The organism is Paenibacillus lentus (assembly GCF_003931855.1).
Classification (GTDB): Bacteria; Bacillota; Bacilli; order Paenibacillales; family Paenibacillaceae; genus Fontibacillus; species Fontibacillus lentus.
Map to the genome: position 1 here is coordinate 1,614,593 of NZ_CP034248.1, position 14,191 is coordinate 1,628,783.

The window sequence follows — 14,191 nt, forward strand, 5'->3', positions numbered from 1 at the left end:
TTGGCAGCATGCGCGAAATGCGCGACGTTCTTCTGGTTGATGGCTATAACATGATTGGCGGATGGCCTGAGCTTGCCGCATTGTCAAAGATGGGAATGCAAGAGGCCCGCGACCGGCTATTGGAAAGGCTGGCCAATCATCAAGCCTTTTCCGGAAGAAGAGTAATTGTGGTATTCGATGCTTATCGCGTACCTGGCTTGGGGAAGTCTTTTAACCAGAGCCAGGTCGAGGTTCATTTCACGAAAGAGAAAGAAACGGCGGATGAGTGCATCGAGCGTCTGGTTCGCGAACTGACGCATAGACGCAGGCAAATCTATGTTGCAACCAGCGATACTGTAGAGCAGCATGTGATATTTGGACAAGGGGCACTCCGGGTTTCAGCGCGAGAATTGCTGAATCAGGTCGAGGAGAATGAGAGGGAGATTCAATCGAAAATTGCCGAACGCAGCTCCAAATCGAGTCGAAATAGTATTGATGCCAAGCTTAGCCCAGAGGTGCGAATGATGTTTGAACGTTGGCGCAGGGAATGATAGGACAGGATACGCTATCCTTCCAAATGCCCTTGACAAAGTTCGACTTTACATCTTTTGGTACCTTTATAGTTGACGCTAATATGCGCCATCATATATACTGATCGTATTACTTGACTGAAGTGACGGGGCACCGTGCGTTGCAGCCGGAGGGATTTGTGGTGAGTGTCAATCTCGAGACGTGGGTTAGGTTTGACTATGAGATCCAAAGTGACGAAGACATTGTCGAAGCGGTCCGCGAAGGTGACAGTGAAGCGCTGGAGTACTTGATTAACAAGTACCGGAGCTTCGTCCGTGCAAAGGCCAGATCCTATTTTTTGATTGGCGCTGACCGGGAGGATATTATCCAGGAAGGGATGATTGGCCTATATAAGGCTATTCGGGACTTTCGGGGGGATAAGCTTGCATCGTTTAAAGCATTCGCTGAGTTATGCATAACACGGCAGATTATTACAGCGATTAAGACGGCAACTCGGCAGAAGCATATTCCGCTGAATTCGTATGTATCCTTGGACAAGCCGATCTATGATGAGGATTCGGATCGGACGTTGTTGGATGTTATTTGTGGTTCTCAGGTGTGTGATCCTGAAGAATTGATCATTAATCAGGAAGAATTCGTTGGTTTGGAAGATAAAATGTCGGAGATTCTTAGCGATCTGGAACGAAAAGTGTTGATGTTGTATTTGGATGGACGTTCCTATCAGGAAATTGCCGTTGATTTAGATCGTCATGTTAAGTCTATTGATAACGCTTTGCAACGGGTTAAACGCAAGCTGGAAAAATACTTGGAAGTGCGTGACGGAGCAATGTAATTGTTTGTGTCGGAGAGGCAAGGGATCATGGATACATGGCATCCTAAATAGAATAGTTGGTGTAAAAACGACTATAGCTATAGTCGTTTTTTTGCACATGCACACATGGAAATATATAGTGAATCTAAGAATGTCATCCTGCCATGAAATGTGGAGTTAATTAAGAGCTAAGTGCTGACAAGGGTTTATCTTAGAAAACGATGTGTTATACTGTTAATAATCAAATTAAAGAGAAGCTCGAAGTCTCGTTGACATGGGTATGGCCTTATGATAAAGTGTTTTAGGTAGGCCTAAATTTGCGTTTTTTGGATGTTTAGGTTCAATTAAGAGACTTCTCAATTTGATGAAGGTCTTCGGGAGGTGCACATCATGCGGGTAATTATTACGTTAGCTTGTACGAATTGCAAACAAAGAAACTATACAACGACAAAGAACAAGCGTAACCACCCCGACCGCATGGAGATGAAGAAATTTTGCAAGTTTTGTAACGAGCAAGTTCCTCATCGCGAAACCAGATAGTCTTTGGAGGTGTAGTCGCGTATGAAACGAAGTTTCAAATCGTTGTTCTCTTTTTTCTCTGAAAGCTGGGCTGAGCTTAAAAAAGTTCGCTGGCCTAATCGTAAAGAGCTGACCAATTATACGATGATTGTCCTCGGTACAATTGTAGTAGTCGCGATTTATTTTTGGGTACTTGATATCGGCATCTCCGCTGTGATCGAAGCGATAATTTAAGAAGGGTCCTTAGGTGGCTTGATATGGAGAAAAGATGGTATGTAGTACATACCTATTCTGGGTATGAGAACAAGGTCAAAGCCAATTTGGAGAAACGCGTTGAGTCGATGGGCATGGAAGACAAGATATTCCGTGTGCTTGTTCCTATGGAAGAAGAAGTGGTAAACAAAGACGGGAAGAAGAAGACCGTCATGCGTAAGGTTTACCCCGGTTATGTCTTGGTGGAAATGATCCAGACCGACGATTCTTGGTATGTTGTTCGCAATACACCAGGAGTTACGGGATTCGTTGGCTCGACAGGCTCAGGCTCGAAACCAACTCCGCTTCTGCCTGAAGAGGTAGATCAGATTTTGCGGCATATGGGTATCGAAGAACCGAAGCCGGTCATCGATTTCGAAGTCAAAGAATCCGTGCGTATCAAAGTTGGCCCGTTTGCTAATTTTGTCGGATCGATTGAAGAAATTCTCGTCGACAAGAGTAAGCTGAAGGTTCACGTCAACATGTTTGGACGAGAAACCCCGCTTGAACTGGATTACACTCAAGTGGAGAAAATATAGGTTTCTTAAGGTTTCATGTGGGAGGGGAGAAATTCCCGTCTACCACTATTAGGGCAAGGAGGTGTTTTACATGGCAAAAAAGGTTATCAAAATGGTAAAACTGCAAATTCCTGCAGGGAAAGCGAATCCTGCACCTCCGGTAGGTCCGGCGCTGGGTCAAGCAGGTGTCAACATCATGGCATTCTGTAAAGAGTTTAACGCACGTACTGCCGATCAAGCAGGTTTGATTATTCCGGTTGAAATCTCGGTGTTTGAAGACCGTTCTTTTACTTTCATCACTAAGACTCCACCAGCTGCCGTTCTACTTCGCGTTGCTGCGAAAATTGAGAAGGGCTCCGGTGAACCGAATAAGAACAAAGTAGCTACCGTGAAACGCGACGCAGTTCGTCAAATTGCGGAGCAAAAAATGCAAGACCTGAACGCAGCTTCTGTTGAGGCGGCTATGCGTATGGTCGAAGGTACTGCTCGCAGTATGGGGATCGCGATCCAAGACTAATTCTTGGGACGGTCAAGCAACGGATTTGCGTATGCAAGAGAAGTTGCCTTTGATGAATGAGTTAGCCTTTGGCAACTTGTTTGTCAAAGACTGAATGGAGTTTTGTAAATAGGTATATCCATTTATAAATTCCATTCTTGGATGAGAATATATATTACAGATTGGTTAATATGCATTTTCATCTCCAGTGGGAGGAATTTCCGCTAACACCACATTAGGAGGAATAATTTCATGGCTAAACATGGTAAGAAATACCTTGAAGCTGCTAAGCTGATTGACAGCGAAGCGACATATGAGCCTGCAGAAGCCGTAGAACTGGTGAAAAAGGCTGCAAGCGCGAAGTTCGACGAAACTGTCGAAGTAGCGGTTCGTTTGGGTGTAGACCCTCGTAAACAAGACCAAGCCGTTCGCGGTATCGTTGTCCTGCCTCACGGTACGGGTAAAACGCAACGCGTATTGGTATTTGCCAAAGGTGAGAAAGCGAAAGAAGCGGAAGCTGCTGGAGCGGACTTCGTTGGCGATCAAGACATGATCAACAAAATTCAACAAGGCTGGTTCGATTTCGACGTCTGCGTAGCGACACCAGACATGATGAGTGAAGTTGGTAAATTGGGGCGCTTGCTCGGTGGTAAAGGCCTTATGCCTAACCCTAAAGCCGGCACGGTTACGTTTGACGTAGCCAAAGCGGTTCAAGAAATCAAAGCGGGTAAAATTGAATACCGTTTGGATAAAGCAGGCCAAATTCATGCGCCAATCGGCAAGGTATCTTTTAGTGCCGAGCAATTGAATGAGAACCTTCAAGCTCTCATCGACGCATTGAACCGGGCTAAACCGGCTGCTTCCAAGGGTGTTTACTTGAAGAACATTGCGGTTTCTTCCACGATGGGACCAAGTGCTCGCGTAAACGCAGCTGCATACAGATAATACCACTCCGCGATTCGTGGACAGGGTTTGACATATAATCATTCCCTTGGTATACTGAAAAAGTTGTTTTGATAATTAAATTTGAATATGCTTACCGTAGACAGTAGGTGCCCCGCAAGGCTTAATTTCCTACCGAGGTGTTATGATAGAACGTCAGCATGCTGCAGGATGACCTGCGGATGATGATTCATCAGGCCTTCGTGATTCTACGGAGGCTTTTTTAATGAACTAAATGGCGATTGAGATTATCTTAATGGCTGGTTCTTTAAAAGTCTTTCTAGAGCGAGGTTGAAATTCGCTTCGGAGGGGGACGTTAGACGGACTGGATCCGGCTAGTGCCCAGCATATCTATCAGGAGGTGTACAGTTTGGCAAACGCAAAAGTGATTCAAGCAAAGCAGGAAGCCGTTGACGTGGTTACGGCTAAGCTTCGCGAGAGCGCAACGACCGTTGTTGCGGATTACCGCGGACTTAACGTTACTCAAGTTACGGAACTGCGTAAACAGCTTCGAGAAGCTGGCGTGGAATTCCAAGTATTGAAGAATACGCTCGTTCGCCGCGCAACTGCGGCTGCAGAACTTACTGAACTGGACGAAGTGTTGACTGGTCCTACAGCAATCGCGTTCAGTGCTGACGATGCAGTAGCTCCGGCTAAAATCATCAGCGAGTTCGCGAAGAAATACGACGCGCTTAAGGTAAAAGGTGGCGTGGTTGAAGGCCGTGTAGTTGGTGTTGACCAAATCAAAGCGCTCGCGGATCTTCCTTCCCGCGAAGGTCTCCTTTCGATGCTTCTCAGCGTGCTACAAGCTCCAGTTCGCAACTTTGCGCTGGCAGTCAAAGCCGTTGCAGAGAAAGAAGAAGAGAGCGCAAGCGCGTAAGCTTGCTTTAGATGCAGTAAGTTTTCTGAATGAATTTAAAACTCTTATCAATTATAAAATGGAGGTTCTACCATGAGCAAAGAAACAATTTTAGAAGCGATTAAAGGTATGTCCGTTCTTGAACTGAACGACTTGGTTAAAGCAATCGAAGAAGAATTCGGCGTAACTGCAGCAGCTCCGGTTGTTGTAGCTGGCGGTGGCGGCGGCGGTGCTGAAGCTGCTGAGCAATCCGAATTTGATGTAGTCTTGACTAGCGCAGGCGCATCCAAAATCAACGTGATCAAAATCGTTCGCGAAATTACAGGTCTTGGCTTGAAAGAAGCAAAAGAACTTGTAGACAACGCTCCAAAACCACTGAAAGAAAAAGTGGGCAAAGAAGAAGCAGAAGCAGTAAAAGCAAAATTGGAAGAAGCAGGTGCAGCTGTAGAACTGAAATAGTTCTCCGCTCTTCTGTGACAACCCCCTTGAACCAAGTTCAAGGGGGTTGTTTTTAAGTGTTTTGTTTTTTTCTTGTGAACTGAGCAAATTATAGTAATGAAGAAATGCAGAAGTAACTAATTTGCTGGAATAAAAGAATAATCGATATATAGCTGAAAAAGGAAAAATATGTGGAGGTAGCCAAGATGGCAGATCACTATTATACCAATCAACCATCTATTGCTCATGACCGTAAGGTGTGGGATACCCAACTGCGTGCACACAAGTTCCGTTTCGTCAGTGATGCCGGAGTCTTCGCGAAAGGTGGCGTAGATTACGGAAGCAGGGTGTTGATCGAAGTGATGAATATTCCGGAGGATGCACAGGTACTCGATGTCGGATGCGGCTATGGCCCGATTGGGCTTACGGCGGCTCGACTTGCCAGTCGCGGCGGCCACGTGACGATGATTGATGTCAACCGCCGGGCGATAGAGCTGGCGCAGGAGAATGCAAGTAACAATAAAGTAGCCAATGTTACAATCTTGGAAAGTGATCTGTTTACAGCCTTAGGGGAACGGCAATTTGATGTTATTTTAACTAACCCGCCTATTCGTGCTGGTAAGGAAACCGTTCATGCCATATTTGAAGGAGCTTATGATCGTCTGCGGGATGGTGGTGCTTTGTGGATTGTAATTCAGAAGAAACAGGGAGCGCCTTCAGCTAAGCAGAAGCTGGAAGCATTGTTTGGGCAGGTGGATGAAATGACGAAGGATAAGGGATACAGAGTGTATCGGGCGACAAAATGATGCGCGTTCATCTAGCATCACTGTTTTAAAATAAAAAAAGGTTGACTCGCAATGTCGGTTGTGATATTATTATAAAATGTCAGTATTAGGATGCCCTATGTGACTTTAGTTTGCTGAAATGTCAAGGAGTTTTACGACACAATGAATAAAATAACCTTGTTTAACGTATAATATATACGTTTTAGGCAAATCTACTGAATATGGGGATGTTTAGGCAGAAATGACACGGATAATGGTGCTCTTTTTTCGAAAGCATTCGATAAGGGCTTTTCTTTATTTGTGCAACAGCTGCAATCCGTCTTGAACCTATTATATAGGCGCAAACACGGGTTCGCAATGTATTTTTTTAAAGTGAGTAGACATGAGGGGTGAGTATAAGTTGGCAGGACATCTTGTTCAATATGGTCGACGCACTCGGCGAAGTTATGCACGAATTAACGAGGTACTCGAAGTTCCGAACCTGATCGAAATCCAACAGAAATCCTACGATTGGTTCCTGGAGGAGGGTCTCCGGGAAATGTTCCAGGACATTTCACCGATTCAGGATTTTACTGGAAACTTAGTGTTGGAATTTATCGATTATAGCCTTGGTGAACCAAAGTATACGGTTGACGATGCGAAGGAACGGGACGTAACGTATGCGGCTCCGCTTCGGGTTAAAGTCCGGCTAATTAACAAAGAAACCGGCGAAGTCAAAGAGCAGGAAGTGTTTATGGGAGATTTCCCGCTGATGACGGAAACCGGCACCTTTATCATTAACGGTGCAGAACGGGTTATTGTCAGCCAGTTGGTGCGCTCTCCTAGCGTCTATTTCAGTACGAAAATTGATAAGAACGGGAAGAAAACGTATACCGCTACAGTAATTCCGAATCGTGGTGCATGGCTGGAACTCGAGATGGATGCGAAGGACATTATCTATGTTCGGATCGACCGTACTCGTAAAATTCCAGTAACTGTGTTGCTTCGCGCACTTGGCTTCGGGACAGATGCTGAGATTTTGGATTTGCTGGGTAATGACGAATATATTCGCAATACGCTGGACAAAGACAACACGGACTCCACGGAAAAGGCGTTGATTGAGATCTATGAACGTCTTCGTCCGGGCGAACCACCGACGCTTGATAATGCAAAGAGCTTGCTGGTGGCTCGTTTCTTTGATCCGAAACGCTATGACCTGGCCAATGTTGGTCGTTACAAAATCAATAAGAAGCTCCATATCAAGAACCGTCTCTTCAATCAACGTCTCGCTGAGAGCTTGATTGATACGAATACAGGCGAAATCATCGCTGAAGCAGGTCAGATGGTTGACCGTCGTTTGTTGGACGAGATCCTTCCTTACCTGGAAGAAGGCGTTGGTTTCAAGAACTATCATGTAGCTAATGGTGTTCTTGATGCGAATGATGTGCCTCTTCAAACGGTTGATATTTTCTCTCCGATTGAGGATGGCAAGGTTGTTAAAGTAATCGCGAACCGTAATATCGACAAATCGGTCAAGCATATTACGCCAGCCGACATCATTTCGTCGATCAGCTACTTCCTGAACCTGTTACATGGTATCGGCAGCACGGATGATATCGACCATCTCGGAAACCGTCGTTTACGTTCTGTTGGCGAGCTTCTGCAAAACCAATTCCGTATCGGTTTGTCCCGGATGGAACGCGTTGTTCGTGAGAGAATGTCGATACAGGATGCGAATGTCATCACACCGCAGGCGCTTATTAATATTCGCCCGGTTATCGCTTCGATTAAGGAGTTCTTCGGAAGCTCTCAGTTATCCCAGTTTATGGACCAGACAAATCCGCTCGCAGAGCTTACGCATAAGCGTCGTCTGTCTGCTCTTGGGCCTGGCGGTTTGACGCGTGAGCGCGCGGGCTTTGAGGTGCGTGACGTTCACCACAGTCACTACGGCCGGATGTGTCCGATTGAGACGCCGGAAGGACCGAATATCGGTCTCATTAACTCCCTGTCAACGTTTGCCCGTATTAACGAGTACGGCTTCATTGAGGCTCCGTATCGTTGGGTGGATCCGAAGACGGGTAAAGTGACCGATCAAATTGCTTATTTGACGGCAGATGAGGAAGACAATTATATCATTGCACAAGCGAATGCGGTTCTGAACGAGGATAATACGTTCCGGGACGAGAATGTCATTGTCCGTTATAACAAGCAGTCGGATAACATCTTGACGATGCCGAGCGACCGTGTTGACTACATGGACGTATCGCCTAAACAGGTTGTGTCCGTAGCTACGGCATTGATTCCGTTCCTGGAGAACGATGACTCCAACCGTGCATTGATGGGCTCGAACATGCAACGGCAAGCCGTGCCGCTTCTGATTCCTAAAGCACCTCTTGTTGGTACGGGTATGGAGCATAAAGCCGCTAAAGATTCCGGTGTGTGTATTGTGTCCAAATACGATGGAATTATCGAGCGTTCCGCAGCTAACGAAATTTGGCTGCGTCGCGTCGAGGTTGTGGATGGCAAGGAAGTACGCGGTGACCTTGTTAAATATAAATTACACAAATTTATGCGTTCGAACCAAGGAACTTGCATTAACCAGCGTCCGATCGTTAAACGCGGGGATGTCATCAAGAAGGGCGACATCCTGGCTGACGGTCCGTCCACGGAAATGGGTGAATTGGCGCTTGGTCGCAACGTCGTTGTTGCCTTTATGACTTGGGAAGGCTACAACTATGAGGATGCGATCCTACTTAGCGAGAAACTGGTGAAGGAAGATGTCTATACTTCCATTCACATTGAAGAATATGAGTCTGAAGCACGCGATACGAAGCTTGGGCCGGAAGAAATCACTCGTGACATTCCGAACGTAGGGGAAGAAGCGCTGCGCAATCTGGATGAACGCGGAATCATTCGTGTTGGTGCAGAGATTAGCGCAGGTGATATCCTTGTTGGTAAAGTGACGCCGAAAGGTGTTACGGAGCTAACGGCGGAAGAACGTTTGTTGCATGCGATCTTCGGTGAGAAGGCGCGCGAAGTTCGCGACACCTCCTTGCGTGTTCCTCACGGAACAGACGGTATCGTTGTTGACGTGAAGGTGTTTACGCGAGAGAATGGTGACGAATTGCCGCCTGGCGTGAATCAGCTCGTCCGCGTCTACATTGCACAGAAACGTAAGATCTCCGAAGGTGATAAAATGGCTGGACGTCACGGTAACAAAGGTGTCGTAGCCCGGATTCTGCCGGAGGAGGATATGCCGTTCATGCCGGATGGTACACCGGTTCAAGTTGTATTGAACCCGCTCGGGGTTCCTTCGCGGATGAACATCGGTCAGGTGTTGGAGATCCACCTTGGTATGGCAGCTCTTCATCTTGGAATTCACGTTGCTACACCGGTATTTGACGGTGCAAATGAATATGATGTATTCGATACGATGGAAGAGGCTGGCATGCAGCGGAATGGTAAAACGGTTCTCTATGATGGCCGGACTGGTGAAAGATTTGAACGTGAAGTTACTGTTGGCGTCATGCATATGATCAAGCTGGCGCATATGGTTGATGATAAAATCCATGCTCGCTCCACGGGTCCTTACTCACTGGTTACACAGCAGCCTCTCGGCGGTAAAGCCCAGTTCGGTGGACAACGCTTTGGGGAGATGGAAGTGTGGGCGCTTGAGGCCTACGGCGCAGCTTATACGCTCCAGGAAATCCTTACCGTTAAATCCGATGACGTTGTCGGTCGGGTGAAAACCTATGAATCGATCGTTAAGGGCGAGAACGTACCGGAACCTGGCGTGCCTGAATCGTTTAAGGTCTTGATCAAAGAGCTTCAAAGCTTGGGGATGGACGTGAAAATTCTGACCGAGAACGAAGAAGAGATCGAGATGAAGGAAATCGACGATGAAGATGACGCGGCTGGAGATAAACTGAGCCTGAACCTGGAGGGCGCGGAAGTCGGCGTAGAATAACACCTGGCGCATTGCTGCCTCGTGATAATGATAACCGCAGCGGAAGCTGCCTGCCTGGATTATCGGCCTACCTTTGGGAGGCCGATATTTCCCTAGACAGATAGATCGAATAGACGGACATATTCAGTGTATTTTGATCTGTGTAGAATGCTAAAATCAGGACTTGGTTAAGGAGGGATGCTCCTTGTTGGACGTCAACAACTTCGAGTTTATGAAAATTGGGCTTGCTTCCCCAGATAAAATTCGTTCTTGGTCCCGCGGAGAAGTGAAGAAACCGGAAACGATCAACTACCGTACGTTGAAGCCGGAAAAGGAAGGGCTGTTCTGTGAGAAAATTTTCGGCCCAACCAAAGACTGGGAATGTCATTGCGGTAAGTATAAGCGTGTCCGTTATAAAGGCGTCGTCTGTGATCGTTGCGGCGTTGAAGTGACAAGAGCCAAAGTTCGCCGTGAGCGCATGGGTCACATTGAGTTGGCCGCTCCGGTATCCCATATCTGGTATTTTAAAGGGATCCCAAGCCGTATGGGTCTGGCACTTGATATGTCTCCACGTTCATTGGAAGAGATTATTTACTTTGCATCTTATGTCGTTACCGATCCAGGCGAAACTCCGCTGGAGAAAAAGCAGCTCCTGTCCGAGAAGGAATACCGCAGCTATCGCGAGAAATACGGCTACGGCTTCCAAGCTGGCATGGGTGCTGAGGCGGTTAAAAAATTGCTTCAGGATCTCGATATCGACAAAGAGCTTGAGTTTTTGAAAGAAGAGCTGCGCACGGCTCAAGGCCAACGCCGTAATCGTGCGATCAAACGCCTGGAAGTCATCGAAGCTTTCCGTAATTCCGGCAATGAACCGGAGTGGATGATTCTCGATGTGCTTCCGGTCATTCCGCCAGAACTTCGTCCGATGGTACAGCTGGATGGTGGTCGTTTTGCGACATCTGACCTGAATGACCTGTATCGTCGTGTCATTAACCGTAACAACCGTCTCAAACGGCTACTTGATCTCGGTGCACCGGATATTATCGTGCAAAACGAGAAGCGCATGCTGCAGGAAGCGGTTGACGCCTTGATCGATAACGGTCGTCGCGGACGTCCGGTAACAGGCCCAGGTAACCGTCCGCTCAAATCCCTTAGCCACATGCTGAAAGGGAAGCAAGGACGCTTCCGTCAGAACTTGCTCGGTAAACGGGTTGACTATTCCGGTCGTTCCGTTATCGTCGTAGGGCCTTACTTGAAAATGTATCAATGCGGTTTGCCTAAAGAAATGGCGCTTGAACTGTTTAAGCCATTTGTTATGAAGGAACTGGTCAACAAAGGTCTGGCTCATAACATTAAGAGTGCAAAACGCAAAGTTGAACGCGTCAGTCCTGAAGTATGGGACGTGCTTGAAGAAGTAATTAAAGAGCATCCGGTATTGCTTAACCGTGCGCCTACGCTTCACCGTTTGGGGATTCAGGCATTCGAGCCGATCCTTGTCGAAGGTCGTGCGATTCGTCTGCATCCGCTCGTATGTACCGCTTATAATGCGGACTTTGACGGTGACCAGATGGCGGTTCACGTGCCGCTTAGTGCTGAAGCTCAAGCAGAAGCGCGGATTCTGATGCTTGCCTCCGGCAACATTCTGAACCCGAAAGACGGTAAGCCGGTCGTTACTCCTTCTCAGGATATGGTTCTCGGCTCCTTCTATCTGACGATGGACGACAAGGAAGCGAAGGGAACGGGGATGATCCTCGGTTCGGCGCATGAAGCTATCTCCGCTTACCAACGGGGAACGGTATCGCTACATGCACGTGTGGCTATCCCGGCTAAAGCGCTTGGCAAAACAAGCTTTACCGAAGCTCAGCAAAATGCGCTGCTTGTGACGACGATTGGCCGGATTATTTTCAATGAAATTTTTCCAGCCAGCTTCCCGTATATTAACGAGCCTTCGCGCACCAATCTGTTCCAAGGAACGCCGGATCATTACTTTATTTATGACAAAGGCGCTAACATTGTTGAACGGATTCTGGCCGTGCCGCAAACCGGAGGAATTGGTAAAGAACACCTCGGAGAAATTATCGGCCGTTGCTTTGAAATTTACCATACGACGGAAACGTCGGTTATTCTCGATAAAATCAAACAAACCGGCTTCACATACTCTACTCGCGCTGGGGTTAGTATTGCTGTGTCCGACGTTGTTGTTCCGGATGCAAAGCAAGAAATTCTGCGTGAGTCGGAAGAGAAGGTCCGCGTCGTTACGAATCAGTACCGCCGTGGCTTGATTACGAACGAAGAGCGTTATGACCGTGTCATCGACATCTGGTCCAAATCGAAGGATCAAATTACCGATGTACTCATGAAATCGATGGATCGTTTTAACTCTATCATGCTCATGGTCGATTCCAAGGCGCGGGGGAATAAATCTCAGATTACACAGCTTGGCGGTATGCGGGGACTGATGGCTAACCCATCCGGCAGAATCATCGAGCTTCCGATCAAGTCGAACTTCCGTGAAGGTCTGACGGTTCTCGAGTACTTCCTCTCGACGCATGGTGCGCGGAAAGGTCTGGCGGATACTGCACTTCGTACCGCTGACTCCGGTTACTTGACACGTCGTCTCGTCGACGTTGCTCAGGACGTTATCGTCCGCGAGGAAGATTGCGGTACGGATAAAGGCTTTACCGTTGGCGTTATTCAGGACGGTAAAGAGGTTATCGAGGATCTGTACGACCGAATTGAAGGGCGTTATTCCTTTGAAACGATCAAGCATCCTCAAACGGGTGAAATTATCGTTCACCGCAATGAATTAATTGATTCTGACAAGGCGCATGAAGTGGTAGGCGCTGGCGTTACTAAACTGCAAATCCGTTCTGTGCTGAGCTGTCGCGCACGCCATGGCGTATGTAAGAAATGTTACGGCCGCAACCTGGCTACAGGTAAGCATGTGGAAATTGGTGAAGCAGTTGGTATCATCGCAGCGCAATCCATCGGTGAGCCAGGAACTCAGCTCACGATGCGTACGTTCCATACCGGGGGCGTTGCCGGAGACGATATTACCCAAGGTTTGCCGCGTATTCAGGAGCTGTTCGAGGCCCGTAATCCGAAAGGTCAAGCCACGATCAGTGAAATCGACGGCGTAATCAAGGAAATTCGCGAAGCCAAAGACCGTCGTGAAATCGAGGTACAAGGTGAAGCGGAGACGAAAGTATATTCCGTTACTTATGGTTCCCGCTTGCGCGTTAGCGAAGGTCAGGAGATTGAAGCGGGCGACGAACTGACAGATGGTTCGATTGACCCGAAAGAAATTCTGCGTATCAAAGGGATCCGCGGTGTACAGAACTATATCCTTCAGGAAGTTCAGCGTGTATACCGTAACCAAGGCGTTGAAATTAACGATAAACACATTGAGGTTATGATCAAACAAATGCTTCGTAAGATCCGAATTGTGGATGCAGGGGATACGCCTCTTCTACCGGGGTCCTTCGTTGATCTCTATGAATATGAGATGGCAAATAAAGAAGCAATTCTGTCCGGCAAAGAGCCAGCAGTTGCTAAACCTGTCCTTCTCGGGATTACGAAAGCATCGCTGGAGACAGATTCCTTCCTGTCGGCGGCTTCCTTCCAGGAAACGACCCGGGTACTTACCGATGCGGCTATCAAGGGTAAAGTGGATAAACTGCTTGGCCTGAAAGAGAACGTTATTATCGGTAAACTGATTCCAGCTGGTACGGGGATGAACCGTTATCGCAGCGTACAGTTTGAAGAACCGGAGAATGCTGAAACTACCGAGGAAAGTCTTGAGCAGCCGGTATCGGTTGAATAGAGCTTACTAGAACACCGGCGCAGCCCAGATGGTAATTTACCTGACGGGAATCTGCGCTGGTGTTTTCTTATTGCCCATCCTGATTTGAGCTTAGGTCGCCCATTGCCGAGGATACAAGTCCAGCTATGTCGATCAAAGTATAGGCAGAGCTGTTGGGTGGTTTGGAATTTAATCGGATCGTCTGGGATATGGCAACTGAAGCTGTCTTTTCAGGGAAATGAAGGCATGAGCAGGGACGGATATGCAGACGAGAGAACGATTTTTATTTAAAAAGTATTCGCGCTAGCTTAGTGAAAATTGACTTAGCGGTATA

At 47.4% G+C, this 14,191-nt stretch carries 12 protein-coding genes and 1 other annotated feature; all 12 genes read left to right on the forward strand.

What is annotated here, in order from left to right; translation table 11 throughout:
* Positions 1 to 8: 8 nt before the first annotated feature.
* The 12 genes from EIM92_RS07160 to rpoC all read left to right on the forward strand — a co-directional run bounded on the left by EIM92_RS07160 (position 9) and on the right by rpoC (position 13,878).
* Positions 9 to 530 carry an NYN domain-containing protein gene (locus EIM92_RS07160; RefSeq protein WP_125082095.1) on the forward strand — a complete coding sequence of 174 codons (522 nt, stop codon included), beginning with the start codon at positions 9 to 11 and terminating at the stop codon, positions 528 to 530.
* Between the two features lie 158 nt (positions 531 to 688).
* Positions 689 to 1,342, forward strand: coding sequence for an RNA polymerase sporulation sigma factor SigH (sigH, locus tag EIM92_RS07165; RefSeq protein WP_425464175.1), 654 nt, complete (start codon positions 689 to 691; stop codon positions 1,340 to 1,342).
* 369 nt (positions 1,343 to 1,711) lie between these two features.
* Positions 1,712 to 1,861 carry a 50S ribosomal protein L33 gene (rpmG, locus tag EIM92_RS07170; protein ID WP_071784256.1) on the forward strand — a complete coding sequence of 50 codons (150 nt, stop codon included), beginning with the start codon at positions 1,712 to 1,714 and terminating at the stop codon, positions 1,859 to 1,861.
* A gap of 21 nt (positions 1,862 to 1,882) precedes the next feature.
* Positions 1,883 to 2,074: a preprotein translocase subunit SecE gene (secE, locus tag EIM92_RS07175; RefSeq protein ID WP_055105057.1), complete on the forward strand. Its 192-nt coding sequence runs from the start codon at positions 1,883 to 1,885 to the stop codon at positions 2,072 to 2,074.
* A 23-nt stretch (positions 2,075 to 2,097) separates the two neighbouring features.
* A complete protein-coding gene (nusG, locus tag EIM92_RS07180) occupies positions 2,098 to 2,631 on the forward strand; it encodes a transcription termination/antitermination protein NusG (protein WP_125082096.1) in 534 nt (177 codons plus the stop codon).
* Positions 2,632 to 2,701: 70 nt separating this feature from the next.
* Positions 2,702 to 3,127 (forward strand): 50S ribosomal protein L11, encoded by a 426-nt coding sequence (gene rplK / locus EIM92_RS07185; RefSeq protein ID WP_125082097.1) that lies wholly within the window; start codon positions 2,702 to 2,704, stop codon positions 3,125 to 3,127.
* Between the two features lie 231 nt (positions 3,128 to 3,358).
* Positions 3,359 to 4,051 carry a 50S ribosomal protein L1 gene (gene rplA / locus EIM92_RS07190; RefSeq protein ID WP_125082098.1) on the forward strand — a complete coding sequence of 231 codons (693 nt, stop codon included), beginning with the start codon at positions 3,359 to 3,361 and terminating at the stop codon, positions 4,049 to 4,051.
* 76 nt (positions 4,052 to 4,127) lie between these two features.
* Positions 4,128 to 4,282 (forward strand) — a sequence feature (ribosomal protein L10 leader region).
* Between the two features lie 136 nt (positions 4,283 to 4,418).
* Positions 4,419 to 4,928, forward strand: a complete 510-nt coding sequence (gene rplJ / locus EIM92_RS07195) for a 50S ribosomal protein L10 (protein ID WP_125082099.1) — start codon at positions 4,419 to 4,421, stop codon at positions 4,926 to 4,928.
* Between the two features lie 72 nt (positions 4,929 to 5,000).
* On the forward strand, positions 5,001 to 5,366 hold the full coding sequence (gene rplL, locus EIM92_RS07200; RefSeq protein WP_125082100.1) for a 50S ribosomal protein L7/L12: 366 nt from the start codon (positions 5,001 to 5,003) through the stop codon (positions 5,364 to 5,366).
* A gap of 185 nt (positions 5,367 to 5,551) precedes the next feature.
* A complete protein-coding gene (locus tag EIM92_RS07205; protein WP_125082101.1) occupies positions 5,552 to 6,151 on the forward strand; it encodes a class I SAM-dependent methyltransferase in 600 nt (199 codons plus the stop codon).
* Positions 6,152 to 6,530: 379 nt separating this feature from the next.
* On the forward strand, positions 6,531 to 10,076 hold the full coding sequence (rpoB, locus tag EIM92_RS07210) for a DNA-directed RNA polymerase subunit beta (protein ID WP_125082102.1): 3,546 nt from the start codon (positions 6,531 to 6,533) through the stop codon (positions 10,074 to 10,076).
* Between the two features lie 184 nt (positions 10,077 to 10,260).
* The gene (rpoC, locus tag EIM92_RS07215) at positions 10,261 to 13,878 is read left to right on the forward strand and encodes a DNA-directed RNA polymerase subunit beta' (protein ID WP_125082103.1); all 3,618 of its coding nucleotides are present in this window, start codon (positions 10,261 to 10,263) and stop codon (positions 13,876 to 13,878) included.
* Positions 13,879 to 14,191 lie beyond the last annotated feature (313 nt).